This is a genomic window from Curtobacterium sp. MCSS17_016, assembly GCF_003234255.2.
Classification (GTDB): Bacteria; Actinomycetota; Actinomycetes; order Actinomycetales; family Microbacteriaceae; genus Curtobacterium; species Curtobacterium flaccumfaciens.
This window is the reverse complement of the sequence record NZ_CP126254.1, coordinates 2559812-2586103: the sequence shown is the minus strand read 5'-3', so window position 1 is coordinate 2586103 and position 26292 is coordinate 2559812. Positions and strand designations below refer to the sequence as shown.

The following is a 26292-nucleotide window of genomic DNA, read 5'->3' as shown; positions in this document are numbered from 1 at the left end:
GAGTGCGTTTTGACTGGCACCCACAAAGAACCACCCGGAACAGGTGTGGATGTCTACAGTGCGCCGCGTCTAAAGAGCCCAGAGATCGTGCCAGGCGATACCGAAGCCCCGGAGGAGCATCGACCGCAGCACCGGCAGCGACATCCCGATCACGGCGGACGGTGCCCCGTCGATCCGCGTGATGTACGCCGCGGCCCGACCGTCGATGGTGAAGGCACCCGCCACCTCGAGCGGCTCGCCCGTCGCGACGTACGCGTCGATCTCGTCGACGGACACGTCGTCGGCGAAGGTCAGCACCGCGCTGTCGACCGCGACCACGCGGTCGCCGGCGGCGGCCAGCGCCGACCCGCCGGGCGCGACGTCACCCAGCTGCGGGACGCCGGCGGTGGACGTGACCAGGGACCGGACGGGAGGCACGGTGCGGGCCGGTACCGCGCCTCCAGGCCGCCCCGTGGCCGGTTCCGGGTCCCGGTGCCGGTCGTCGCGTCGTCGATCGATCACGCAGTGCCCGCTCCACAGGGTCCCGCCGCCGGCGGCGAGCATCTGCCGCCAGCGCTCCCGGGCGACCGCCGGGTCGTGCGGCTTGCCGTACAGCTGTCCGTCGACCTCGAACGCGGAGTCGCCGCCGAACACCACTCCGTCGACCGGTGACCCGGCGACCACGGAGTCGGCGACTGCGGACGCCTTCGCGACGGCGAGGAGCGAGACGAGCTCCGGACCGGTCAGGTCGCGGCCGAGGGATGCCGCTGCTGCGGCGCCGACGGCGTCCTCGTCGACCCCGGGGGACACGAGCACGGGTTCGATCCCGGACTGGGCGAGGAGTGCTCGGCGGGCGGGGGATGTACTCGCGAGGTACAGACGCATGGGACCATCTCACCATGGGTGAATCCGTCGGCACGCTGCTCGAACTCGACGTCACCGGGATCGCCCACGGCGGCATCTCGGTGGCACGGCACGAAGGACGGGTGGTCTTCGTCTCGGACGCGATCCCCGGGGAGCGCGTCGTCGCCCGGGTGACCGAGGACCGCAAGAAGTCGTTCTGGCGCGCCGACACGGTCAGCGTCATCACGCCGAGCGAGCACCGCGTCGACCACGTCTGGCCCGAGGCCGCGCTCGAGCGTGACCCCGAGACGCGCCCGGGTGGCGCCGAGTTCGGGCACATCGCCCTCTCGCACCAGCGCACGCTCAAGCACGACGTCCTCGTCGACTCGTTCGCGCGGTTCGCGCGGATGGACCTCGCCGAGGTGCTCGGCCACGACGTCGTCGTCGAGGCCGCGCCCGGCGACGACGCGGCGAACGGCCTCGGCTGGCGCACCCGCGTCCGGCTGCACGTCGACGAGCAGGGCACCGCCGGCCCGTTCGCGGCCCGCTCGCACTCCGTCATCCCGGTGACCGGCCTGCCGCTCGCGACCGCCGTCGTGCAGCAGAGCGCCCCGCTCGGCCGTGGTGCGCTGCCGGGGTCCTCGGTCATCGACGTCCTCGCACCGAGCGGCTCCGAGGGCGCGCGGCTCGTCATCGACGACCAGAAGCCCACCGTGGTGACCGAGGTCGTGGGGGAGCGCACGTTCCAGGTCGACGACAACGGGTTCTGGCAGGTGCACCGGGCCGCGGCGACCGTGCTCACCGAGGCCGTGCAGGACCTGGTCGACCGTGACCGACTCGACCCCGAGGGCACCCACCTGGACCTGTACGGCGGTGTCGGCCTGCTCGCCGCCGCCCTCGGCGACCTGGTCGGCCCGAAGGCGCGCATCACGAGCGTCGAGAGCGCCGCCCGTGCCACCGAGCACGCGCAGGAGAACCTGTCCGAATGGCTCGGCGCCCGCGCCGAGACCGGCCGCGTGGACCGCTGGCTGACGAACACGGTTGCGAACGCCTCGCGCGCCGAGAAGGACCGCTTCCGCGCCGGCACGGTCGTGCTCGACCCGCCCCGCGCCGGCGCCGGTCGTGACGTGGTCGTGCAGATCGCCGCGCTCCAGCCGGAGCAGGTCGTCTACGTGGCGTGCGACCCGGTGGCGCTGGCCCGCGACGTCGCGACGTTCGCCGACCTCGGCTACCGGCTCGAAGCACTGCGGGCCTTCGACCTGTTCCCGCACACGCACCACCTGGAAGCCGTCGCACGCCTGGTCCCCGCGCGCTGAGGTCCGGGGGTCGCTCGACCGCGGGTCCTTGCGTGTCGGGGTGTCCACCAATCGGCGGACCGGCCAGCGTGGCGCAGCGGAGAAGCCCCGCACCTGAGTCCGGGCTGGGTATCCTGGGTCGTTGATGGCACTCCGGTTTCAGGGGCCGGCGTCGCGCATCGGAACGAGAGGCCACTGTGGCAGCAGGAACGACAACCACCAGCACCGAGACGTCGGGGGCGGCCACCAGGCCGGTCCGGGTCGCGATCGTCGACGACCACGAGTCCGTCCGACTCGGGATCCAGGCGGCGTGCCAGAACGAGGGGTTCGAGGTGGTGCTCACCGCCGCCAGCGTCCCCGAGTACGTCCAGAACCTCGACGGGCGAGAGGTCGACGTCGTCGTCCTCGACCTGTCCCTCGGTGACGGTTCGACCGTGACCGAGAACGTCAAGGGCGTGCAGGGGACGGGATCGGCGGTGCTCGTGCACTCCATCGCGGACCGTGTCGCCAACGTGCGTGAGGCGCTCGCAGCAGGGGCTGCCGGCGTCATCCCGAAGTCCTCGGCCACCAAGACCGTGATGGCCGCGGTCGCCACCGTCGCACGTGGTGACGTGCTCAACAACCTCGAGTGGGCGAGCGCCATCGACGCCGACCGTGACTTCGCGAAGGCGCAGCTCGGCCGCCGCGAGCGCGAGATCCTGCACCTCTACGCCTCGGGTCTCCCGCTCAAGCTCGCCGCCCAGCAGCTCGGCATCGGCTACTCGACGGCCCGTGAGTACCTCGACCGGATCCGTGTGAAGTACGTCGAGGTCGGTCGCCCGGCCCCGACGAAGGTCGACCTGCTGCGTCGAGCCGTCGAGGACGGGATCCTCCCCGGGCTCGACTCGGGCATCGACCCCGACGGCGACGGTCGCTGACACGGATGGCGACCGCGGCTGAGTCGGCGCGGACGGTCGTCGAACCGGCGCCCTTCGGCGCCGATCCGGCGCGCAGCGTCCGCGCCTCGATCACGCAGGCGTCGGTCGAGCGCGCGTTCGCGATCCTCCTCGCGATGGCGGCGATCGGCCTCGGCATCGTCGACGCGCCCGCGGTCCTGCAGCAGCTGCCGTACCTCGACCCGTTCTGGGGGCCGACGCTGATGCTCGCCCTCGCGGCGTCGTTCGTGTTCATCGGGGTCTCGGCCTTCGTGCAGCGGGTCGCGCAGCTGGCGCAGATCGTCTGCGCGCTGCTGTTCCTCGTCGTGCTCGTGACGTGGACGGCCACCGTGCAGGAGCCCATCCCGTCGGCGCAGCAGCCGTGGCCGTGGTGGTTCTGCACGGTCGGCTGCACGGCGGCGGCGATGGGCTTCGCCACGTGGCGTGCGACGGTCTACACGGCGCTCGTGCCGGCGGTCTACGTCGTCATCCGGCTCAGCCCGCTCGGCGGCGACGTCGGGGTCCTCGCCGTGCTGCTGGACGGCGTCTACACGGCGCTGCTCAGCGGCGCGGTGCTCGTCATCGCGGTGGTGCTGCGGCGTGCGGCCACGTCGGTCGACACGGCGCAGTCCACGGCCGTGCGGCGGTACTCGCTCGCCATCCGGGAGCACGCCACCGAGGTCGAACGGGTCCAGGTGGACGCCATCGTGCACGACAGCGTGCTCACGACGCTGCTGTCCGCCGCCCGCGCCGACACGCTCGAGGCCAAGACCCTCGCCGCGCGGATGGCCCGGAACGCGATCGACCACCTCGAGGCCGCCGCCACCGACGGTCCCGGTGACGTCGCGCCGGTCGCCCTCGGGGAACTCCGGGCGCGCATCCGCGAGGGGGTGGGGGCGTTGCCCGCTCCGGTCCGCCTCGTCCCGACGCCGACCGGGTCGGTCCGCCTGCCCGCGTCGGTCGCCGACGCGCTGGCCTCGGCGGCGCTGCAGGCCGCGGTGAACAGCGTGCAGCACGCCGGCGACGGCGACGTCTCGCGCTGGGTGCGCATCGAGCAGCAGGGCCAGGGGGTGCTCGTCGAGGTCGGTGACGACGGCCGCGGGTTCGACGTCGCGGCGATCCCCGCCGAACGGCTCGGTGTCCGCCGCTCCATCGTCGAGCGCGTCGCGACCGTCGACGGCCGTGCCGAGGTGCACACGGGCCCGGGCGAGGGCACCCGCATCGTGCTGACGTGGTCGCCGGCCGCGAGGACGACCGCATGAGGGTCTCCCTGCCGGCGAGCATCGCCCTCGGCCTGGCGTCGTTGTTCTCCCTCTACCACCTGGTCCTCGCCGCGGCCACGCTGCCGCGCGTCGACCAGGTCGCCCCGATCATCGCCTGCATGGTCCTGTACGCCGCGGCCACCGGCCTCGCACTGTTCGTCCCCGGCAGGGTCCTGCCGGTCTGGACGGCCTGCTTCTCCCTCGCCACCGCCATCGTGATGCCGGTGATCGCCGCCCCCGTCCTCGTCGATGGTCGTGGTCCGGGCTCCGCCACCTGGTGGATCGCGGCCATCGGCACGCTCATGGTGGTGCTCGTCGTGCGCGGCCGGGGCCCCTTCGCGTGGGCCGGCGTGCTGTTCCTGACCGTGTACACCGTCGCCTGGGCCGGCCTCGGCTCGCTCGGTGGGCTCGGCGTGGTCGGCAGCGTCGCCTGGGTCGCGATCGCCACGGTCTTCGCCGCCGCGATGAGCCGCGCCATCCGGAACACCCGGGAACTCGTCCTCGCCGAGCAGGAGACCGCCGACTGGCAGGCCGCGCAGGACGCCCACGTGTTCGAGCGGCAGTTCCGGCTGAGCCAGACCACCCGGATGGCCCTGCCGATGCTGCAGCGCATCATCGACTCCTGCGGCGACCTCGACGACGCCGACCGCGCCGAGTGCCTGCACCTCGAGCAGGCCATCCGCGACGAGATCCGCGGTCGGTCCCTGTTGTCCGACGACGTCCGCGACGAGGTGATGCGCCTGCGTCGCCGCGGAGCGACCGTCCAGCTGCACGACGACGGCGGGCTCGACGACCTGGACGCCCCGGACATCCGGCGCATCCACGCCCGTGTCGCCGAGGCGCTCCGGCAGGCCCGCGATGCCGACAACGTCATCGTGCGGACGGTCGGCGAGGGCTCCGACTCCGCGGTGACCGTCGTCGGACTCCGCCTCGACGGCGCGGCCAGTGAGTCCGCGGCGCTCGGAGCGGGGATGGACGACGACGACGGGGACGAGGACGACTCCGTCGCGCTCTGGCTGGAGATCCCGCGGCACGAGCCCGCGTAGCGCGCGGCGCGCCCGGTACAGCGCGCGGCAGCGCGTGCGCGCGTGTTGCGACCATGCACCACGTGATCGACGCGTGGATCGTCGCGAACGTGGTGTGGACGGCGTTGCGGACGCGCGTGGCGCGCCGGGCGTGCGGGCGGCGGTGGACGCGATGGGGGACACCCGGGAGGCCCGTGGCGGCGCCGCCACGGGCCTCCAGACCGTCACGCGGGTGCGTCGGGCGGGCGCGCGCACGGAAGCGACCATGTCGTTGTCGTACGACGTCGACGGTGTCGTTCCGGATCGGCCTCGCCAGCCGCCCCGCCAACCGCACCGACGCCCGCGCTCAATGCCCCGGAAACGGGGAACGGGCCGGTCGGATACCGACCGGCCCGTTCACGACCCGAGGCTGAGCGACAACCCGAATGTCGCCCTGCCTCGCAGCGGGCGGTGGCTTCGTACCCTAGTCGGCCACCGTCCTGCGATGTCTTTCGTTGAAGGACACCGAACACCAACTACTATGCCGACGCACGAGCTGCATGTCAGTCGTCATTATGGGGGACAATTCCGGCATTTCCGGTCCGTATCCGCTGAACGTGTCCCCCGAGTGAGGGGATACCGACCGGGAAGTGCGCCCTGCAACCGTTCCGGTCGCCAGCGCACCAGGGGTACATCAGCGGAGCGATCGGCCCCAGGCACCCGGTCCGTGATCGAGCGGGCGGCGGAGGCCGCGGGCCGCGGCGTCCCACCCGGTGCGGGGCTCGACGACCACGGCGGCGCGTCCGGCGGCAGCGGCCTCGTCGGCCTGGCGCTGCAGGACGGCCACGACGGCGGCGAGTTCCTCGGGGGTGGGGTCGCCCGAGACCACCCGGACGTCCGCCACCGAGGCGGGCTCGTCCGAGGGCACGGCTGCTGCGTGGCGACCCATCAGGCCGCGGGATTGTGATGATCCCGTGCGCGGCGATTCGACCGGTTCCATCAGAGGGGGATGTTCCCGTGCTTCTTCGGGGGCAGCGTGGCGCGCTTGCCCCGCAACGACCGGAGGGCCTTGATGACCGACACGCGCGTCGCGTGCGGCTGGATGATGCCGTCGAGCTCACCGCGCTCGGCCGCCAGGTACGGCGACGCGACGTTGTACGTGTACTCGTTCGCGAGCTTCGTGCGGACCGCGGCGACGTCCTCGCCGGACTCCTCGGCGCGCTTGATCTCGGCGCGGTACAGGATGTTCACGGCGCCCTGGCCGCCCATGACGGCGATCTCGGCGGTCGGCCACGCCAGGTTGATGTCGGCGCCGAGCTGCTTGGAACCCATGACGATGTACGCGCCGCCGTAGGCCTTGCGGGTGATGACGGTGACGAGCGGGACGGTGGCCTCGGCGTAGGCGTACAGCAGCTTCGCGCCGCGGCGGATGACGCCGGTCCACTCCTGGTCGGTGCCGGGCAGGTAGCCGGGCACGTCCACCAGGGTCAGGATCGGGATGCCGAACGCGTCGCAGAACCGCACGAAGCGGGCGGCCTTCTCGCCCGCGTCGATGTTGAGCGTGCCGGCCATCGCCTGCGGCTGGTTCGCGATGATGCCGACCGTGCGGCCCTCGACCCGGCCGAAGCCGATCAGGATGTTCGGCGCGAAGAGCGGCTGGACCTCGAGGAACTCACCGTCGTCGACGATGTGCTCGATGATCGTGGTGACGTCGTACGGCTGGTTCGTCGAGTCCGGGATCACGAGGTCGAGCTCGTGGTCGGCGTCGGTGGTCTCGAGCTCCGGGGCGACGTCGTAGGCCGGCGGGTCGGACAGGTTGTTGTCCGGCAGGAACCCGATGAGCGAGCGCGCGTAGTCGAGCGCGTCGGTCTCGTCCTCGGCCAGGTAGTGGGCCACGCCGGAGACCGCGTTGTGCGTCTGGGCGCCGCCGAGCTCCTCGAAGCCGACGTCCTCGCCCGTGACGGTCTTGATGACGTCGGGGCCGGTGACGAACATGTGGCTGGTCTTGTCGACCATGATGACGAAGTCGGTGAGGGCGGGGGAGTACACCGCACCGCCGGCCGCCGGACCCATCACGATGGACAGCTGCGGGATGACGCCCGAGGCCTGGGTGTTCAGGCGGAAGATCTCGCCGTACTTGCCGAGCGCGACGACGCCTTCCTGGATGCGGGCGCCGCCGGAGTCGAGGATGCCGATGATCGGCACGCCCGTCTTGAGCGCGTGCTGCATGACCTTGATGATCTTCTCGCCGGCGACCTCGCCGAGCGACCCGCCGAAGACCGTGAAGTCCTGCGCGTAGACGGCGACGTTGCGGCCGTGGATCGTGCCGACGCCGGTGACGACCGCGTCACCGTAGGGGCGCTTGGCGTCCATGCCGAACGACGTGGTGCGGTGCCGCACGAACTCGTCGAACTCCACGAAGGAGTTCTCGTCGAGCAGCTGCTCGATGCGTTCGCGCGCGGTGCCCTTGCCCTTCGCGTGCTGCTTGGCGATGGCGGATTCGCCCGCGGCGGTCACGGCCTCGTGGTACCGGTCGCGGAGGTCGGCCAGTCGGCCGGCCGTCGTCGACAGATCGGGGGTGTCTCCTGAAGTCACCCGCTCACCCTACCGGCGGGTGCCACGCTGCCGGTTGGAGGACCCCCACGGTTCCTGCCCGTACATTTGCGTGCATGTCCACATCCCCGTCGCCGTCGTTCCCCGCCACCAGCGAGGCTGTCCGGTCGGCGGGCGCGACGATCACCACTCCCGCCGAGACCGGGTCCACCAACGCGGACCTGCTCGCCGCCGCCCCCGGGCAGCAGCACGGCAGCGTCGTCGCGACCCTGCACCAGACCGCGGGCCGGGGTCGGCTGGACCGCACCTGGACCGCTCCGGCCGGTGAGACGCTGGCCGCCAGCGTGCTCGTCCGTGCGGACCTGGACGACCACGACCGCGGCTGGTTGCCGCTGGTCGCCGGGGCGGCGATGCGCGACGCGATCGCGTCGGTGCTCCCCGCCGGCGCGGACGTCGTCGTGAAGTGGCCGAACGACGTGCAGGTCGCCGGGGACAAGGTGTGCGGGATCCTCTGCCAGGTCGCCGCCGACGGCAGCGTCGTGGTCGGGGCCGGCGTGAACCTGACGATCCCGGCTGATCGGCTGCCCACCCCGACGTCCACCTCGCTCCTGCTCGCCGGCGCGGTCGACGACGCACCCGCCCTGGCCGACGCGGTCCTGTCCGCCTTCCTGCGGTCCGTCCTGGAGGCGGTGGCCGGCCTGGTCACCGGGGGGCCCGCCGCCGAGACGGTCCGGTCCCACGTCCGCGCCGCATGCGGCACCATCGGTCGCCGCATCCGCCTCGAGCTGCCGGACGGCACCGTCGAGGAGGCCGACGCGATCGGCATCGACGACGCCGGTCGCATCACGATCCGGGACCAGGCGGGCGGCACCAGGGGCGTCGCGGTGGGGGACGTCACCCACCTGCGGTATGCATGACGGCATGACCGCCGAGCCCCCGCCCGAACGTGTCGTCGCACGCCTGCGACCACACGCCCGTCGGCTGGTGCGCCCGGCGGTGTTCGTCGTGCTCGTCACCGCGGCCGGCGGGTTCGGCTTCGGCGTGTTCCAGGCGCAGCTGGCGTGGCTGAACGCCGTCGTCGCGCTCGTCGTCGTGGTGCTCGTCGTGTTCGGCGGCGCCGTCCCGCTGTTCCGCTGGATGTCGGAGCGGTACGTCGTCACCACGCGTCGCCTGGTCGTGGTCAACGGACTCGGCACGCGGACCCGGCGGGAGCTCCTGCACTCCCGCGGCTACGACGTGACCGTACGGCGCCGCGGGCTGCAGGGGCTGTTCCGCTCCGGTGACGTGCTCGTGTTCCCCGGCGACGACCCCGCGGTGGTCCTCGCCGACGTGCCGCACGCCGACCTCGTCGTCGCCGTGCTGCACGACCTGGTGGAGGCCTACGAGGCCAGGCGTCGGCACCGTGAGCCGGACTGGGACGAGATCGTCGGCGGTCCGGACCGTCCGCCGTGGGGCGACGTGCGGGCCTGATCCGGCCGCTGTGACCGTCGCCGCGGGCGCCGCTGCGGGTGCCGTGATGAGAGTTCGGCGAGAAACCGGTACCTTCTTCGACGTGCGTATCTCTGTGATCGGCTGCGGCTACCTCGGTGCCGTGCACGCCGCCTCCATGGCCAAACTCGGACACGAGGTCGTCGCCGTGGACGTCGACCCCACCAAGATCGAGCGGCTCGCCGCGGGCGAGGCCCCCTTCTTCGAGCCCGGCCTGCCCGAGATCCTGACCGAGGCCCTCGAGTCCGGTCGGATCCGCTTCACCACCGACATGGCCGAGGTCGCCGGTGCCCGCGTGCACTTCCTCGCCGTCGGGACCCCGCAGGGCCCCACCGGTGCCGCGGACCTGACCTACGTGAACGCCGCCGTCGCCGCGCTCACGCCGCACCTGTCCGCCGGCGAGTTCGTCGTCGGCAAGTCGACCGTGCCCGTCGGCACCGCCGCACGCCTGGCCGCCGAGGTCAGCGAGGACGTCCCCGGTGCCACGCTCGTCTGGAACCCCGAGTTCCTGCGTGAGGGCTTCGCCGTGCAGGACACCATCGCGCCGGACCGCTTCGTCTACGGCGTGCCGGAGGGCGAGGCCGGCGAACAGGCCGTCGCCGCCCTCGACGAGGTCTACGCCGAGGCGCTGTCCACCGGCACGCCCCGACTCGTCGTCAACCTGCCCACCGCCGAGCTCGTGAAGATCAGCGCGAACGCGTTCCTCGCCACGAAGATCTCGTTCATCAACTCGATGGCCGAGATCGCCGAGGTCGCCGGTGCCGACGTCACGGCGCTCGCCGACGCGATCGGCCACGACGCCCGCATCGGCCGGAAGTTCCTGAACGCCGGCCTCGGCTTCGGTGGCGGGTGCCTGCCGAAGGACATCCGTGCGTTCCAGGCACGGGCGAACGAGCTGGGCGTCGGAGAGTCCCTGGCGTTCCTGGCCGACGTCGACGCCACGAACCTGCGCCGTCGCGCGCACGTCGTCGAGCTGGCGCAGGAGCTGCTCGGCGGGGTCGTCAGCGGCAAGCGTGTCGCGGTGCTCGGCCTGGCGTTCAAGCCGAACTCCGACGACGTGCGCGACTCGCCGGCCCTGGACATCGCAGCCCGCCTGCAGGAACTCGGCGCCGTGGTCTCGGCGTACGACCCCGAGGCCGTCGTCACCGCGCGCCGCGTCCACCCCGAGCTCGACTACGTCGAGAGCGCGGCCGAGGCGCTGGGCGGGGCGGAGCTCGTGCTCGTGCTCACCGAGTGGACCGAGTTCCGCGAGCTCGACGCGACCGCCGCCGCCGCACTCGTGGCGTCGCCGGTCGTCATCGACGGCCGCAACTGCCTCGACCGTGACGCGTGGACCGCCGCCGGCTTCACGTACCGGGGCATGGGGCGCTAGCGCGACCGACAGGAGGCCCGGTGCCGGTCCGTGGGACCGGCACCGGGCCTCCTGCGTGTCTGCCGCGTCGTCAGCCGATGGCTGCGCGCAGCACCGCCCGGTAACGCTCGCCGATCCGTTCGGTGGAGAACTCCGCCGCCGAGACGACGGCCTGCTCCTGGTAGCGCGAGCGCGCTGCGTCATCGGTGAGCACGCGCTGCAGTGCTGCGCGGAGTGCCGGGACGTCGCCCGGGGGCACGAGCACGCCGGACACGTCGTCCTGCACGACGTCCCGGATGCCCGGCAGGTCGCTCGCCACGATCGCGGCCCCGACCGCCGCGGCCTCGAGCAGGGTGACCGGCAGGCCTTCCTGGTCGCCGTTCGCCGCGGGGATCGACGGCACCGCGACGACGGTGGCCGACGCGAGGGTCTCGAGCACCTCGGTGCGGCCCCGCTGGCCCAGGAACGTCACCGGCAGACCCGCCGCCTGCTGCTCGAGCTGGGCGCGGTACGGGCCGTCGCCGACCACGGTGAGCCGCCAGGGCACGTCGTCGCCCAGGCCACGGAGTGCCTCGATCAGGTTGCCGAAGCCCTTCTTCTCGACCAGACGACCGACGGCGACGACGTGGTGCTCCTGCGGCGCGACGCGGGCACGGGTGTCGCGGGCCGGGCCGAGGTCGACACCCATCGGGATCACGGTCGAGCGCGACTCGGGGACGCCCCACTCGGTCAGGCGCTCGCGCATCTCGGAGTTCACGGTGGTGACGTGCGCCGACCGTCCGAAGATCCAGCGCTTGAGCCGGACGAGGGGAGCCGCGCGGAGCGCGTAGATGTCCCCGCCGTGGGTCGTCACGACGACGGGCACACCCGGGGCGGCCAGGGTCGCGACGAGGGCCTGCGGGATGGCCCAGTGCGCGTGGATGACGTCGGGCTTCGCGGAGCGCACCACGCGCCGGATCGCGAACCACTGCGCGAGCACCAGCGCCGGCACCTGCACGATGCGCGAGCGACGTTCCTTGAGGTTGTCGAGGATCGCGCCGTCGGCCAGGTCCTCGAACGCCTTCGGGAAGTACGGGAACCGTCGGACGCCGACGTCGCCGATGCGCTCGCTGGTGGCACCGCCGGGCACCCGGGGGGTGAGCACCATCGTGTCGAACTCGGTGGCCTCCTGGTGGGCGAGGTCGAGCACGAACGCCGGCACGCCGTCGTCCGGACGGGCCGGGAACGTCGAGCCCAGGACGAGCAGGCGGGGGCGGTCCTGGCGGGAGCGGGCGGAGCGAGTGGTGCGGGACATCGTGCCTTTCCGGGGCTGGCGGGGGACGGTCCGGTAGGCTCTCACCCCGTGCGCGTACTGATCCACAATAGCGATTCGCCCCACAACCGCGGGGACCGGGCGATCCTCGCCGGCAACGTCGAGCTCGTCCGTCGCCGGTGGCCCGACGCCGAGATCGTGTCCCTGTCCCAGTACCCCGAGCGGGACGCCGCGTGGTTCGGGATCCGGTTCCTGCCGGTCTCGCCGTACAGCACCGGCATCGGCGACCTGTTCGCCCTGCTCCGTGCCGCCCGCGGCGCCGACGTGGTGCTCTGGGGTGGCGGCGAGATCCTGAAGGACTACACGAACAAGCTCGGCCTCGTGTACTGGTTCGGCAAGATGCTGCTCGTCCGTGCGGTCAACAAGAACCTCGTCGGGGCGTTCCAGGGCATCGGCCCGACCACCGCCGGGGTCAGCAAGCGCCTGATCCGCGCCACCGTCGACCTGTGCAGCGCGTTCGCCGTCCGCGACGACGAGTCCCGCGAGAAGCTCCTGTCCTGGGGCGTGAAGACGCCGATCGTGTCGTCCTTCGACCCCGCGGTCGTCGGGACGGTCACCCCGCCCGACGCGGACGTGCTCGAACGGCTCGAGCGCACCACCGGCCTGACCGCCGAGCAGCTCGAGGGCTCGATCGGCTTCGGCGTCCGTCGCTGGTTCCACTACAAGCGCAGCGGCTGGATCCCGTTCCGGTTCCTGCCGAAGCGCTTCCGCCAGACCGGTGTCGACAGCGACAAGCTCGTGACCTACCGGCAGGCCGTCGCCGACCTCGCCGACCGTGTGATCGACCGCTGGGACGCCGACGTGGTGTTCTACCCGATGCACATGGAGGCGTCCGAGGGTGACGCCGCCTTCGCCCGCGAGGTCATCGCCCTGATGCGGCACGCCGACCGCACCCACGTGGTCGAGGCCGACGAGTTCTCGCCGTCCGAGTACGCCGGGCTGATGTCGCGCAGCCGTCTGTTCCTGGCGAGCCGCCTGCACTCGGCGATCGTCGCGACGATCGCCGGGGTCCCCGCCGCGGTGCTCTACTACGTCGACAAGGGCCGGCTGTTCTTCGAGCAGATGGGCCAGCAGGCCTACTCGAAGCCGATCGAGGCGGCACTCGAGCCCACGTTCGTCGACGACGTCACGGCGCAGCTCGAGGCGCTCGACGCGGACCGCGACGCGGTCCGCGCGCAGCTCGCGCAGGGCGTTGCCCGCATGGCGACCGCCCTCGACGCCGACTTCGCCGAGGCGACGCGCGACGTCCGCTGACACTGTGCGCTGACACGGCGGGTGCGAACGCGCGCCCGTGACGGACAGGAGGCCCGTGGCGACACCGCCACGGGCCTCCTGTCCGTTCGTGGTGGCCGAGCGCCGGGGGCGCGCGCCCCTAGGCTGACGACATGACCGAGCGTCGATCCCTCACCGTCGCCGGCGGCGTCACCGCCGCCATCGGCGGAGCCGTCTCCGGAACCGGGGCGCTGATCCTCACCGTGTACGCCGCGACCGGCGGGAGCTTCCCGTTCGGTGCGGCGTTCCTCGTCTTCGCGGGTGGGCCGTTCCTGCTCGTCGGCGCGGTGCTGTTCGCCGTCGGCTGGTGGCAGGGCCGTCGATCGCAGCGACGTCCCTGACGGGCGTCAGCTCGTCCGGGACGCGAAGCGCTTCAGGTACGTGATGTCGTTGCGGTAGACGTCCTGGTCGCCGGGGAGCGTGCCGCTGGCCGCCCACTGCCAGAAGGTCCACTTCGACCAGCTGCGTCCGAGGGTGCCGGGGGTGGTGAAGTTCTTCACCGGGTAGATCGCGACGAACAGCGGGTTCTTCGAGAACTGGTTGCTGTTGTTCGTGCAGCGCTTCCACCAGTCGGTCGTGGTGTAGATCGCGGGGTACCGACCCGTCTTGGCGACGACGGTCCTGTTGAAGTCCTTGATCCAGGTGCGCATCGCGCCCCACGACTTGCCGTAGCAGGTGCCCTGGGCGGCGCTGCCGTACTCGATGTCGAGCAGCGGCGGCAGGGTCTTGCCGTCCTTGCTCCACTGGCCGCCGTGGGCGAAGAAGTAGTTCGCGGTCGCGGCGCCGCTCGCCTGGCTCGGCTGGGCGTAGACGTAGCCGCCGCGGTACAGGTTGCGCTGCTTGGCGGTGGCGTACTGCTGCTTGTAGGTGGAGCTGACGTACGAGGTGCCCTCGGTCGCCTTCACGTACACGAACCGGGCGCCGTTGCGGTAGGCCTGCAGGAAGTTGACGCTCGGCTGCCACGCGCTGATGTCGAAGCCCTGCACCCGGCCGGGGGGTGGCCCGCCGGCGGTGGCGGCAGCGGCCGACGAGCTGAGGGACTGTGCGCTCACGCCGCCGCCCGAGGTCGCGTCGGGGGAGGTCGTCACGTGGGTCTCACCGGCGTGGGCGGCGATGCCGGCACCCATGGTGTGGTTGCCGGTGCGGTCCATCTCGGCGATGGAGAGCTGCTGACCGGTGTCGGTGCCGGCGGGTTCGGTGGCGGTCGCGCCGACCGCCGGGCCACTGCCGAAGGTGATGACCCCGGCAACGGCGGCAGCGGTGCCGAGTCCGAGGATCCTGCTGATGGGTGCGCGCATGTGGTCTCGTCTTCCCTGTCGAGATGCCGTGGGCCTGATCTCCCACGCCGCGGTCCGAGCGATGCTACCCGGACTCGGCGACACCTGTCCGTGAGACGCACCCGGACGGCGTCCGCTGCGGTATCCGCTTTCGGGGTCAGCGGGCGGTGCGGGTGCCCTCGTCGTCCGTCTCGACCTCGGGCAGGCGCCCGCGCGAGGAGACCTCGCGGGTGGCGTGCTTCTGCCGGCGGTTCAGGAAGTTGCGCTCGACGAGCCACCACATCCCGACGCAGATCGCCAGGGTGATCGGGATCACCACGAAGACCATCATCAGGAACTGCCACTTCGGGTACAGGCCCATCGGCAGGAGCAGCAGGTTGCCGAGTCCGAGCAGCGGGCTGTGGAAGAGGTAGACCGTGTACGACACGAGGCCGGCGAGCACGAAGGGCTTCCACGCGAAGAACCGTGCGAGCCAGGTGTGCTGCCCGGTGACCGCCTTGCGGCCCATCCAGGTCAGCAGGATGCCGGCGAAGATGCCGAGGACGACCTCGGACGGCCAGGTCTGGTGCTGCCAGTAGTCGCGGTTGCGGAAGAAGACGAGGAGCATGCCCACGAACATCGCGGCCACGAACGTGCCGCTCTGCCACCGCGGCCCGCCGAGCTTCGAGGTGTTCAGCTTGCCGGTCAGGTGCTCGTCACGGGCCTTGACGGTGAGCTCGGCGGCGAGCATGCCGACCGCGAAGAGGCCGACGAACCACGGGTGCATCCACGAGTAGCGGCTCTCGGAGCCCATCCACATGCCGATGAGGACGAGCGAGGACGCGGTCGCCCACCCGCCGAAGACCTTCCAGAGCGGCAGGATCAGCAGCGGCATGAGGAAGTAGATCTGCCACTCGACGGCGACCGTCCACATCGGGCCGTTGATCTTGCCGATGTACTGCGGGAAGAAGTCGTGCACCAGGAAGAAGTGCGTGAGGAACGTACCCCAGCCCATCGGCAGCTTCGTGTCCCACTGGGTGCCGCCGGGCTGCCCCATCACCGGGACGAACAGGATGATGAGCGCGAAGACGACGAGCGACGCCCAGTACGGCGGGATGATCCGTCGGGCGCGGCGCCAGATGAACTTCCAGAAGCCGCCGGGCAACCGGTAGCGGTCGAACCGGGTCACCACGGGCAGCATCAGGACGTAGCCGGACAGGACGATGAACAGCGGGACGCCGAGGTAGCCCCACCCGATGAACGGTCGGAGCCACGGCAGTTCGGTCGGCCCGGTCCCGGTCGTCCCGGTGAAGAGGTACGCGTGGTAGAACACCACGGCCAGGGCGGCGAGACCGCGGAGCCCGTCCAGGTACGGGAACTCGAGCCGGCCCCCTGCGCGGGGAGCGGCCGCCGTCGGTTCGGCTGCGGATTCGGCTGCGCGGGTTTCGGTGGCCAACGAACGTCCTCGAGGTGGTCGGAGCGGGGTCCCCGGCAGTCTCCCACACGCCGAGCGGGGCCCGCGATCCGCCTCGGTGCGGTCCGACAAGCGAACGGATGTCATGATGAAGCACGTGACCGTGACGACGACCGCAGCACCGCAGAGCACCCACGAGCCCGCACGACGGCGTTCGGGGGCGGGTGCGCGACGGTACCGGCACGTCGTCGCACCCCTGATCCTCGGCGTCCTCGTGGTGATCGGGGTCGCCCTGAGCGCCGCCGTGGCTTACCACAACCGCCTCGGCGTGACGAACGTCGACGGCATCTCCTACATGGGCATCGCGCGCGAGTACGCGAACGGCTGGCTGCCCGACGCGATCAACGCGTACTGGTCGCCGCTGGTCTCGTGGATGATGGCGCCGTTCATCGCCCTCGGGCTCGGCATGCAGACGGCCTTCGCGATCGTGAACTGCTTCGCCGTGGCCGTCGTGCTCGGCATCGGCGGGTGGCTGGTCTGGTCGCAGAACCACCGCATCGTCCCCGCCGTGCTCTTCATGGTCACCGCGATCCCCGCCCTGATGAGCGCCGTGTCGGTGCAGACCCCGGACCTGCTCGTCGTCGCGTGGATCGTCGGGTTCCTCTGGGCGCTCCGGTGGGCCGACCAGGCGCTGCACGGTTCGACGCGCGCGCGGGTCGCCTCGGGCGCGGTGCTCGGCGTCGTGGCCGCGCTCGGGTACTTCACCAAGCTCTTCCTGCTGCCCGTGGCCGTCGGTGCCGTGATCCTCTGGCTGCTGCTGCGCGTCTGGTCCGCCCGTCGCCGCCGTGAGCCCGTCCGGCACTGGTGGACGGCCCCGGTCGCCACGATCGTCGTGTTCGCCGTCGTCATCGCCCCGTGGGTCGGCGCACTGACCCTCAAGTACGGCACGGTGACGCTCGGGTCGTCGCTGTCGGTCAACATCGGTTCGAAGTTCGACGACGGCGGCCGTGCCACGGACTGGCCGTTCCTGCCGGTCCCGCCCAACGACCACGCCTTCTCGCCCAACGAGGACTTCACCCCGTCGGTCTACAAGCAGGGCCCGATGGACAACCCGGACCCCGCCGTGGTGCCGCCGCCCACGCAGTCGACCACCGAGGACACCGCGCCGAAGGTGACGAAGGAGTCGGGCATCGCGGCCCGTGCCGGGTACTACCTGCACGAGCGCATGCTCGCCCTGCCGTACTACCTGCAGAAGATCAGCACCTTCGCCCCGTTCGCGGCGCCGATCGCCCTGCTCTTCGCGGCGGCACTCGTCATCGGTGTCGTGCGGTTCCGCCGCTACGCGTTCACCTGCATCGTCGCGGCGACGACCCTGGTGTACTTCGTCGGCTACGGCATGATCACGTCGTCGTCGAGCGGCGGTGGCAACGCCCGGTACTACTGGCCGCTGTTCTACCTGACGGCGATGATCGGGGCGCTCATGCTGCCGGCCGTCTGGCGGCTGGTGCGCCGTCGGGGCGTGGTCCGCACGATCGTGGCGTGCGTCGCGATCGCCGTGGTGCCGATCGCCTCGTACACGCAGAACTGGTTCGGGTCCCCGGCGCCGTTCTACCCGTCGGTCAACCGCACCGAGGCGCTGCGCGTCTTCGGGCCGACCGATGTGCCGGAGATCGTCCGGCTCGCCGACCAGATCCGGGCGAGCGGCGCGCTGCCCGAGGACGCCACCGTCATCGGCTCGAACTACCGCTCGCTCTCCTCGCTCGCGTTCCTGACCGACACGCGTGTGTACGGTCGCTCAGGTCAGGGCTACACGTACCACTCGGACGCGATGCGCAACCTGTTCATCGACGAGGGCGTGCAGTACTTCGTGCAGTTCGACCCGGCGACCGCCCCGGCGCGCGACTACTCGGTGGCCGGCAAGCTGGTCGGCACGTACAACGCGACGATCTCGTGCAGCGCGGACCGCTCCACCGACCCGGAGATCCCCTGCCGCGTGCAGATCGTCAAGCTCGCCCGGTGACGCTCGACCGGTGACGTCCCCGGCACCCGCTCCCTGCGGCAGCACCGCAGGGAGCGGCCCGCCCCAGCGTCTACCATGACCTGAGCCCGTGACCTGAGCAGGAGACCCGTTTGTCCGCAAGCACCAGCGACACCCCCGCGCCCGAGGGGAAGCGTCCGTCGAAGCGACGACGGTTCCTCGGCAAGGCGATCCCCATCGCCTTCTACGTCCTGCTCGCGGTGTTCCTCGTGCTGTACGTCCGGAGCGTCGACTGGGGACAGCTCGCCGGGCTCGACTGGCAGTGGTCGTGGGTGATCCTCGCGACGGTGATCAGCCTCGGCTTCCGGTACTGGGGCGTCGGCATCTGGTTCTACCTGCTGCGACGGCTCGGCGCGACCGGGCTCAAGGGCAGCGGCGTCACCCTGACCTACGTGTACGCGAAGTCCTGGATGGGCCGCTACATCCCCGGTGCCGCGACCTGGATCATCGGCAAGGTCTACTTCGCCTCGAAGCACGGCGTCTCGAAGGCCCGCCTCGGCGTGAGCGGGCTGCTCGAGGGCGCCCTGCAGATCGCCGCCACGCTTGCCCTGGCGCTCGTGCTGCTGCTCATCGACCCGCGGACGCACAACCTCGACCCGTGGCTGATCGTCCTGATGATCGCGGCGTTCGTGGGCTGCGTCGTCTGCCTGATCCCGCGCGTGTTCGTGTTCCTGATCGGGATCGCGCTGAAGGTCCTGCGTCGCAAGCCGCTCGAGGCCGACGTCCGTCCGAACCTCGGCACCGTCCTCGGCGGAGCCGGGCTCTACGTCGCGGGTGCGGTGCTGTCCGGCACGGCGTACTACTTCATCACCCTCGGCGTGTACCCGTCGCTGAAGCTCACCGACGCGGCCTTCGTGATCGGTGCCGCGAGCATGGCCTCGGCGATCAGCATGCTGGCCGTCTTCGCCCCCGGCGGGCTCGGCGTCCGCGAGGGCGTGCAGGCCCTCCTGCTGGCGCTCGTCATGCCGCCGCCCATCGCACTGGTCGTGGTCGTCGTCACCCGTGTCTGGAGCCTGGCGGTCGACGGACTCTTCCTGCTCTGCGCTGCGGCCCCCACGTGGTTCCGGCGCAACCGCCCGACCGACGACCCCTCCGCGGTCGAGGGCGGCGTCCCCGCCGCCTGACGCGCGTCGCGCGCGTCGCTTCGTGAGCAGCAATGGTCGGGTCCGGATGACGGACCCGACCATTCCTGCTCACGGAGTGGGGCACCGGTCGTGCGTGACGACGGACGGGAGGCCCGGTGCCAGCCGGCACCGGGCCTCCCGTCCGTCTCGTGGGTGCGCCCACCGCACGCCGCGCGCCGTCCGCCGAGGGGTCACGAAGTGTCGTCTGCGGCCTCGCCTGCCGACAGTTCGCGACCCCTCGGCGCCGCCTGCGGCACGTCGTGCCACCGCGGCGCTCCGCAGCCGGGCGTGTCAGCGGGCGGGAACCGTCGTCGCCAGGGTCCGACGGTCGGCGCGCGCGACCTGCACGACCGACGCGACGAGCCCCACCGCGACCAGGGCCACGACGACGACGAGCACCGCGGGTGGCACCGGCCCGATCTCGGAGTACCGCAGCAGCCCGCGGCCGGTCACCGGGAACAGCGCCGCGTTCCAGAACCAGGCCGACGCCACCGCGAAGCCGTACACGCCCACCGCGGGCAGCACGACGGCCAGCGCCACCGCGGCCCAGGTGCGTGCCCGGCCGGCCGGCACCAGTCGTCGCCACGCGAGCGCGCTCAGCACGATCAGGCAGACGATCGCGGGGAAGTAGTACCGGCCCTGGGTGGCGGCGACCTCGGTGGTGGTGAGGTACGAGTGCGCGCTCGTGCGGTTCTGGATGCCGATCAGGAGCGCCGGGAACACCGCGAGGCACAGGGCCACCCGCAGGTCCGGGCCCCGGCGGAACGCCCAGCCGACGAGCACCACGAGGGCGACGAGGGTCAGGACGGCGGTGAACAGGTCGCCGATGGTCACCTGGGCCCGACCGCCGAAGCTGCCCCAGAACGTGCGCGACAGGGTGCCCCAGCTGACGTCGAGGAAGTGTCCGAGCGTGGGGCTCTCGCCCGGCGGGAAGTCCTTCGGGGGCCGCATGGCCGTGTAGCCGTTCGGCTGGATCCGGCCGTACGACACGAGGTTGTGCAGCCACCACCAGGCACCGATGCCTCCGGAGACCGCCATCGTGACGACCGTGCGGACGATCCGTTGCCGCAGGGACAGCACCCCGGCGCCGGCGAACAGCACCACCACCGCGACGAACGGCACCGCCGGCAACCCGGTGCCCTTGATCCAGACCAGGGCCCCGAGCACGACAGCCAGTGCGATCGTGGTGCGCCAGCGGGTGTCGCCGGTGAGCAGACGGGTGGCGAGCCAGACGACGATCCCGGCGACGAGCAGCACCGGCGCGTCGTTCGAGAACGACGAGCCGATCGACGCGAGCTCGGGCGTCGCGAACACGGCGAGGGCCCCGATCAGCGCGGCGCGTGGGCTGCGGGTCACCCGGCGCACCGACGCCCAGGCGAGCAGGGGGAGCGCGGTGACGGCCAGCACGTCGGCCAGGCGGAGGGCGATGAACGCGTGGTCCCAGCGGAGCTCGCCGAAGTCGACGGCCCGGAGCACGGCGGCTCCGGCCAGGTAGGCGGTCGGCGGGTGCTGGGTCATCTGGTTGACCGTCGCCGAGGGTCCTGGTGCGTTCTGCAGCAGCTCGCTCACCGTCGACCACTCGTCGGACGGCTTCGTCGCCTGCTCGACCTTCGCGGCCTGCACGGCGTTGGTGACGTGCAGCTCGCCGGGGGCAGCCCAGGCGTCACCGAGGGCGACGTGCACGGCGGCGTCGATGTGCGCGGTCTCGTCGGGGGCCTCGAACACCGGGACGAGCAACGCCCACGCCACCAGCCAGAGCCCGAAGGTCGCCGTGATCACCGCGATCGCGACACGTTCCCAGCGCGCGGTGCGGGGTGGGGCGGGGGTGGTGGTCGTCTCGGCCGTCACCCCACCGATCCTAGGTCAGACGTCGTGGGGGACCCGCGGGCCGTCGGACACCGACTCGTCCGCGGCGGCCGGCTGCGTGGCCGTGCGCTCGGGGTGGTAGACCCAGACCTTGTAGAGCCAGAACCGGAAGACCGTGCCGAGCACGAGCCCGATGATGTTCGCGACGTTGTCGGCGAGCACCGAGGTGAGCCCCATCGCGTAGTGCGACACCCCGAGGCAGGCGAGCGCGATGACCATGCCGCCGAGCGACACGACGACGAACTCGATGCCCTCGCGGGTGGCCACGGCGCGACGCTGCTCGCGGAACGTCCAGTACCGGTTGCCCATCCAGTTCACGAAGATCGCCACGACGGTGGAGATGACCTTCGCCCAGAACGGCCCCGAGTGGACGTCCTCGGGGTTCAGGACGGTGATGCGCAGCACGTTGAACACCGTGGTGTCCACGACGAAGCCGACGGCACCGACGACGCCGAAGCGTGCCAGCTGGGCGATGAGGCGCCGCACGAGCCCTCCAGGATCCGTAGAGTTGTGACCGGTCGTGCAGAGCGCGACCCGAACAGCGATTGTAGACAACGCGTTCCCACCGCACGGTGGGAGCGCCGGAAGGATCACACAGCATGGCGTTGCGCGTCGGGGTCATCGGTGGGGGACAGCTGGCACGGATGATGGTGCCGGCCGCGGTCGAACTGGGGATCGACATCCGGGTGCTCGCCGAGGGGCCGGGCATGTCCGCCGCGATCGCCGCCACCGCCGAGGGCGACTACCACGACGCCGCCACGGTGCTCGAGTTCGCCCGACAGGTCGACGTCGTGACCTTCGACCACGAGCACGTGCCGCAGGACGTCCTGCGCAGCCTGGTCGACGCGGGCGTGTCGGTCCACCCCGGACCGGACGCGCTGGCCGTCGCCCAGGACAAGATCACCATGCGTCGCCGGCTGAGCGAACTCGGACTGCCGGTGCCCGACTGGGCCGCCGTGCAGGGACCCGACGACCTCCGAGCATTCCTGGCGGACCACGGTGGCCGTGCCGTCGTCAAGACGCCGCGGGGCGGGTACGACGGCAAGGGCGTCCGGGTCGTCTCCAACGCGTCCGACGTCGACGACTGGTTCATCGCCGTGGCCGAGGCCGGCGGCGACCAGGCCCTCCTGGTCGAGGAGCTCGTCCCCTTCACCCGCGAGCTCGCGCAGTCCGTGGCACGCCGTCCCTCCGGGCAGGTCGTCGCCTGGCCGCTCGTCGAGACCGTGCAGCGCGACGGGGTCTGCGCCGAGGTCATCGCACCGGCCCCGGACAGCGCCGGCCGGATCGCCGACCTGACCGAGTCGATCGCCGTCCGCATCGCGGAGGAACTCGGTGTGACCGGTGTGCTGGCGGTCGAGTTGTTCCAGACCGACGACGAGCGCATCCTCATCAACGAACTCGCGATGCGTCCGCACAACACCGGGCACTGGACCATCGACGGCGCCACCACGAGCCAGTTCGAACAGCACCTGCGCGCCGTCCTCGACCTGCCGCTCGGGGCCACCGGCTCGTTCGCCCCCGCGTCCGTCATGGTCAACGTGCTCGGCGGACCCGCGGACGGCGACCTCGCCGCCCGGTACCCCGCAGCGCTCGAGGCCTTCCCCGAGGCGAAGTACCACTTCTACGGCAAGGCGCCCCGGCCCGGCCGGAAGATCGGGCACGTCACGGTGCTCGGCGACGACGTCGACGACGTCGTCTACCGCGCCCGCGCGGCCGCGGCGCACTTCGACGACTGAGACGGTGTCCGCGACACCGGGTGGCGTCCTCGACGTGACCGGATGACGGACGGGAGGCCCGTGGCGACGCCGCCACGGGCCTCCCGTCCGCCACGGGTGCGGGACACACTTGTCGGCCGCTCTGCGGACACCCCCTCGGGTGGCACCCGGTCGGGAGGCTGGCGGGGGCCGGGAGCGCGTGTTCCCCTGGAACGGTCCGTGCCCACCGTCCAGGGAGTCCCCATGCGCCGCCGTCCGCGCCGTGCCGCCGTCTGCGGCGCAGCCATCGCCCTCGTCGCAGCCGTCGCCGGCCTGCTGCCGACCGCGACCGCGTCCGCGGCGACCTCGGCCTCGACCATCCGCTCGGCGACGTCCGCGTCGCTCTACGTCGCCGGGCCGTACCGGTCGCCGACGAGCGAGGCAGCGAAGGCGCAGGCCGCCCTGGCCGCCACCGACCCGGCCGGGGCCGCTGCGGCGAAGACCATCGCCGGGTACCCCGTCGCGACCTGGCTCGGCGACTGGAGCCAGGGGACGCAGCTGACCAAGACGATCAGCACCGCCCTCACCGGTGCCGAACAGTCCGGCACCACCCCCGTGTTCGTGCTCTACGCGATCCCCGACCGTGACTGCGGCGGGTACTCCGCCGGCGGCTTCGACGAGGGGTCCTACGACGCCTGGGTCGACCAGGTCACCGCGGCGCTGGCGGGACACCGCGCAGCCGTCATCGTCGAACCGGACTCGCTCGCGATGCTCAGCAACGCCAAGTGCAGCACCGCGCTCGACGAGCAGCGCTACCGGATCCTGTCCCGCACCGTCGCCGGGCTGACCGCCGCCGGGGTCCCCGCCTACCTGGACGCCGGCAACTCGAACTGGGTGCAGCCCGCGCTGATGGCGTCGCGGCTGAACAGCGCGGGCGTCCAGCAGGCCCGCGGGTTCTTCACCAACGTGGCGAACTACTACCCGACCGCGCAGGAGCAGGCCTACGCACAGAAGGTGTCCGCCGCCACCGGCGGCTCGCACTACGTGATCGACACCTCACGCAACGGGCAGGGCTGGCGCGGCACCTGGTGCAACGGACCGGGGGCCGGGCTCGGCACCTCGCCCCGGGTGGTGTCCGACGGCACGGCGCTCGACGCCCTGCTGTGGGTCAAGACCCCCGGCGCGAGCGACGGCACCTGCAACGGGGCCCCGGCCGCCGGCAAGTGGTTCTCGACCTACGCACAGGCCCTCGTCGCGAACGCACGCCTGGGCGTGCCCGCCGCCGACCTGACCCCCCGCGGCACGCTCGAGGCCGTCGCCGGCACCGGCGGCGGCGTCCGCGTGTCCGGGTGGGCCTACGACGAGGACGACCCCACGCAGCCCGTGCGGGTCCGCGCCACCGTCGACGGTGTCCCTGCAGGCATCACCACCGCCGGGCTCGACCGGCCGGACGTCGACGCACGCTCCGGGGTCGGCGCGACCCATGGCTTCGACGTCGTGGTGCCCACAGCGGCCGGCGCTCGCCGCGTGTGCGTCACCGCGGTGAACATCGGCGCGGGGTCGGACACCCCGCTCGGTTGCTCGACCGTCCGCGCCTACCGGCACGACCCGTACGCCGAACTGGAGTCCGCGAAGGCCGTGACCCGGGGCATCGCGGTGCGCGGCTGGGCGTTCGACGGCGACGCGGTGGCCTCAGCGAGCCGGGTGGCGATCACCGTCGACGGCAAGCGGGTGACGTCGCTGGACGCCGGTCGGAAGCGCGCCGACGTGGACGCGACCTGGGGCTCCGGTGGGTCGCACGGCTTCGCGGGCACCGTCCGGGCGGCGGCCGGCAAGCACACCGTCTGCGCGATCGTCCACAACACCGGGAGCGGCGCGGACCGCAGGGCGTCGCCGTGCCGGACGGTGACGGTGCGCTGAGGGGGGCGTCCGCCGTGCGGCGGACGCCGCACGGTGCGAGGTGCCAGGTGCGAGAGGATGGGCGCATGCCGCGTGATCTCGTCCGCCGGGCCGCCGCACGCCTGCGTCGCGCCGTCGCAGGTGCCCCGCCGCAGCCGACACCCCTGCCCGTCCTCGGGTACGTCGTCGCGGGCGGTGGCGGCGCCCACCCTGCCTCGGCACACGTCCGTGTCGTCCGCCGCACCGAGCACCTGGCCGCGAGCGGCACCGCCGAGGTGCGCCAGGTGGACCCGGCAGCGTTCGTCGACGGCTCCGACCAGGCGCCCTACGCCGCACTCCTGGTGCAGCGGGACATCCTTCCCCGTGCCGACGTGCAGCCCTTCCTGGCGGCAGCCGCCTCCCGGGGCATCCGCGTCGTGGCCGAGGTCGACGACGACTTCTTCACCGAGTCCGGACGAGCACGTCTGGCCCGCGCCGAGTACGACCCCGACCGGCTCGCCTCGATCGACGCCCTGGTGCGCGGTGCCGACACCGTCGTCGTGAGCACGCCCGAACTCGCCGACGTGGTCCGTCCGGTGGCGCGGGACGTCGTCGTCGTGCCGAACGCCCTCGACCCGACGATCTGGACCGCCGGCCCCACCGCGGACGACGACGAGCGGACCGCGGGGGAGCACCGCGTGCTGTACATGGGCACGCTCACCCACGCCGCCGACCTCGAGCTCCTGCGTGACGTCTTCGCCGACCTCACCACCGCCGACGGCACCCCGATCCGGCTCGAGGTCATCGGGGTGACCGACGAGGGCGGTGCCGACTGGTTCCGCCGGGTCGAGGTCCCCGACGGGCACTACCCGGCGTTCTCCCGATGGCTCGTGGCGCACCGGGAGCGCTGGCGGGCGGGCGTCGCACCGCTCCGTGACGAGGAGTTCAACCGCGCGAAGAGCGACCTGAAGTTCCTCGAGTACACCGCGCTCGGGCTGCCCGCCGTGGTGTCCGACCGTCCGTCCTACGCCGTCGCACGGGCCCACGGGGCCGTGGCCGTGCCGGACGACGTCCAGGCGTGGCGGGACGCCGTCCGGACCGCCGTCGACCGTGGCCGGGCGGACGAGGGAGCGGCCCGCTGGGTCGCCGAGGACCGCACGATCGGCCGTGACGGCGACACCTGGCGACGCGTGCTGCTCGGCTAGGCTCGTCGCGTGACCGACACCGCCGCACCCGCACAGCCGCTCGTCTCGATCATCATGGGGTCGGACTCCGACTGGCCGACCATGCGGGCCGCGGCGGACATCCTCACCGAACTCGGCATCCCGTTCGAGGCGGACGTCGTGTCGGCGCACCGCACGCCGGACAAGATGACCCGCTTCGCCCGCGGTGCCGCCGACCGTGGCATCCGCGTCGTCATCGCCGGGGCCGGCGGAGCGGCACACCTGCCGGGCATGGTGGCCTCGATGACGACGCTCCCGGTGATCGGTGTCCCGGTGCAGCTCGCGCGTCTCGACGGCCTCGACTCGCTGCTCTCCATCGTGCAGATGCCGGCGGGGATCCCGGTCGCGACGATGGCGATCAACGGTGCCGCCAACGCCGGTCTGCTGGCCGCGCGCATCATCGGTTCCTCGGAGCCGGCCGTCGCCGCTCGCCTGGCCGAGTACGCCGACGGGCTCGAGCGCCTGGTCGAGGAGAAGGCGGCGCGCCTCCGCGACTCGCTCTGAGGCCGCCGCTGCGGGGTCCGAG

At 72.2% G+C, this 26292-nt stretch carries 23 protein-coding genes; 15 read left to right on the top strand and 8 right to left on the bottom strand.

The window, feature by feature from the left end:
- Nucleotides 1-69: 69 nt before the first annotated feature.
- Complete coding sequence (locus tag DEJ19_RS12135; protein WP_111233390.1) at nt 70-864, bottom strand: Maf family protein; 795 nt, start codon at nt 862-864, stop codon at nt 70-72.
- Nucleotides 865-878: 14 nt separating this feature from the next.
- On the opposite strand from DEJ19_RS12135, the gene DEJ19_RS12130 reads away from it, so the two are divergent.
- From DEJ19_RS12130 to DEJ19_RS12115, 4 genes are all read left to right on the top strand, one after another.
- A complete protein-coding gene (locus DEJ19_RS12130; protein WP_111233389.1) occupies nt 879-2138 on the top strand; it encodes a class I SAM-dependent RNA methyltransferase in 1260 nt (419 codons plus the stop codon).
- A 176-nt stretch (nt 2139-2314) separates the two neighbouring features.
- On the top strand, nt 2315-3034 hold the full coding sequence (locus DEJ19_RS12125; protein WP_017888757.1) for a response regulator transcription factor: 720 nt from the start codon (nt 2315-2317) through the stop codon (nt 3032-3034).
- Between the two features lie 5 nt (nt 3035-3039).
- Nucleotides 3040-4293, top strand: coding sequence for a sensor histidine kinase (locus DEJ19_RS12120; protein WP_111233388.1), 1254 nt, complete (start codon nt 3040-3042; stop codon nt 4291-4293).
- Nucleotides 4290-5339: a DUF8320 family protein gene (locus tag DEJ19_RS12115; protein ID WP_111233420.1), complete on the top strand. Its 1050-nt coding sequence runs from the start codon at nt 4290-4292 to the stop codon at nt 5337-5339. The genes DEJ19_RS12120 and DEJ19_RS12115 overlap by 4 nt, the downstream gene beginning before the upstream one ends.
- 652 nt (nt 5340-5991) lie before the next feature.
- Here DEJ19_RS12115 and DEJ19_RS12110 read toward each other — a convergent pair.
- The gene (locus DEJ19_RS12110) at nt 5992-6246 is read right to left on the bottom strand and encodes an acyl-CoA carboxylase subunit epsilon (protein ID WP_051596908.1); all 255 of its coding nucleotides are present in this window, start codon (nt 6244-6246) and stop codon (nt 5992-5994) included.
- Nucleotides 6247-6296: 50 nt separating this feature from the next.
- Nucleotides 6297-7892, bottom strand: coding sequence for an acyl-CoA carboxylase subunit beta (locus DEJ19_RS12105; RefSeq protein WP_071406413.1), 1596 nt, complete (start codon nt 7890-7892; stop codon nt 6297-6299).
- Between the two features lie 74 nt (nt 7893-7966).
- On the opposite strand from DEJ19_RS12105, the gene DEJ19_RS12100 reads away from it, so the two are divergent.
- From DEJ19_RS12100 to DEJ19_RS12090, 3 genes are all read left to right on the top strand, one after another.
- On the top strand, nt 7967-8767 hold the full coding sequence (locus tag DEJ19_RS12100) for a biotin--[acetyl-CoA-carboxylase] ligase (protein WP_110863329.1): 801 nt from the start codon (nt 7967-7969) through the stop codon (nt 8765-8767).
- Nucleotides 8768-8771: 4 nt separating this feature from the next.
- Entirely contained in the window at nt 8772-9320 is a 549-nt protein-coding gene (locus DEJ19_RS12095) for a PH domain-containing protein (RefSeq protein ID WP_071244247.1), read from the top strand.
- Between the two features lie 82 nt (nt 9321-9402).
- Nucleotides 9403-10710, top strand: a complete 1308-nt coding sequence (locus DEJ19_RS12090; RefSeq protein WP_111233387.1) for a UDP-glucose dehydrogenase family protein — start codon at nt 9403-9405, stop codon at nt 10708-10710.
- Nucleotides 10711-10780: 70 nt separating this feature from the next.
- On the opposite strand, the gene DEJ19_RS12085 is transcribed toward DEJ19_RS12090, so the two are convergent.
- Nucleotides 10781-11983: a glycosyltransferase gene (locus DEJ19_RS12085; protein WP_146250669.1), complete on the bottom strand. Its 1203-nt coding sequence runs from the start codon at nt 11981-11983 to the stop codon at nt 10781-10783.
- A gap of 48 nt (nt 11984-12031) precedes the next feature.
- On the opposite strand from DEJ19_RS12085, the gene DEJ19_RS12080 reads away from it, so the two are divergent.
- Both DEJ19_RS12080 and DEJ19_RS12075 read left to right on the top strand, forming a co-directional pair.
- On the top strand, nt 12032-13255 hold the full coding sequence (locus DEJ19_RS12080) for a polysaccharide pyruvyl transferase family protein (protein ID WP_181441547.1): 1224 nt from the start codon (nt 12032-12034) through the stop codon (nt 13253-13255).
- 131 nt (nt 13256-13386) lie between these two features.
- A complete protein-coding gene (locus DEJ19_RS12075) occupies nt 13387-13614 on the top strand; it encodes a hypothetical protein (protein WP_111029457.1) in 228 nt (75 codons plus the stop codon).
- A 6-nt stretch (nt 13615-13620) separates the two neighbouring features.
- Here DEJ19_RS12075 and DEJ19_RS12070 read toward each other — a convergent pair whose 3' ends face one another.
- Both DEJ19_RS12070 and DEJ19_RS12065 read right to left on the bottom strand, forming a co-directional pair.
- Nucleotides 13621-14571, bottom strand: a complete 951-nt coding sequence (locus DEJ19_RS12070; protein WP_110863324.1) for a GH25 family lysozyme — start codon at nt 14569-14571, stop codon at nt 13621-13623.
- Nucleotides 14572-14707: 136 nt separating this feature from the next.
- Nucleotides 14708-15985: an acyltransferase family protein gene (locus DEJ19_RS12065; RefSeq protein WP_181435918.1), complete on the bottom strand. Its 1278-nt coding sequence runs from the start codon at nt 15983-15985 to the stop codon at nt 14708-14710.
- Nucleotides 15986-16091: 106 nt separating this feature from the next.
- Between DEJ19_RS12065 and DEJ19_RS12060 the strand changes: the two genes are divergently transcribed.
- Entirely contained in the window at nt 16092-17963 is a 1872-nt protein-coding gene (locus tag DEJ19_RS12060; RefSeq protein WP_111233383.1) for an ArnT family glycosyltransferase, read from the top strand.
- 110 nt (nt 17964-18073) lie between these two features.
- The gene (locus DEJ19_RS12055; RefSeq protein WP_110863321.1) at nt 18074-19105 is read left to right on the top strand and encodes a lysylphosphatidylglycerol synthase domain-containing protein; all 1032 of its coding nucleotides are present in this window, start codon (nt 18074-18076) and stop codon (nt 19103-19105) included.
- A 291-nt stretch (nt 19106-19396) separates the two neighbouring features.
- Here DEJ19_RS12055 and DEJ19_RS12050 read toward each other — a convergent pair whose 3' ends face one another.
- Nucleotides 19397-20953 (bottom strand): DUF2142 domain-containing protein, encoded by a 1557-nt coding sequence (locus DEJ19_RS12050; protein WP_111233382.1) that lies wholly within the window; start codon nt 20951-20953, stop codon nt 19397-19399.
- A gap of 15 nt (nt 20954-20968) precedes the next feature.
- Nucleotides 20969-21457: a GtrA family protein gene (locus DEJ19_RS12045; RefSeq protein ID WP_071406423.1), complete on the bottom strand. Its 489-nt coding sequence runs from the start codon at nt 21455-21457 to the stop codon at nt 20969-20971.
- 113 nt (nt 21458-21570) lie between these two features.
- On the opposite strand from DEJ19_RS12045, the gene DEJ19_RS12040 reads away from it, so the two are divergent.
- From DEJ19_RS12040 to purE, 4 genes are all read left to right on the top strand, one after another.
- The gene (locus DEJ19_RS12040; RefSeq protein WP_111233381.1) at nt 21571-22707 is read left to right on the top strand and encodes a 5-(carboxyamino)imidazole ribonucleotide synthase; all 1137 of its coding nucleotides are present in this window, start codon (nt 21571-21573) and stop codon (nt 22705-22707) included.
- Between the two features lie 222 nt (nt 22708-22929).
- A complete protein-coding gene (locus DEJ19_RS12035; protein ID WP_111233380.1) occupies nt 22930-24585 on the top strand; it encodes a glycoside hydrolase family 6 protein in 1656 nt (551 codons plus the stop codon).
- Nucleotides 24586-24650: 65 nt separating this feature from the next.
- Nucleotides 24651-25748: a glycosyltransferase gene (locus tag DEJ19_RS12030; RefSeq protein WP_111233379.1), complete on the top strand. Its 1098-nt coding sequence runs from the start codon at nt 24651-24653 to the stop codon at nt 25746-25748.
- Between the two features lie 54 nt (nt 25749-25802).
- On the top strand, nt 25803-26270 hold the full coding sequence (gene purE, locus DEJ19_RS12025) for a 5-(carboxyamino)imidazole ribonucleotide mutase (protein ID WP_111093363.1): 468 nt from the start codon (nt 25803-25805) through the stop codon (nt 26268-26270).
- Nucleotides 26271-26292: the final 22 nt, after the last annotated feature.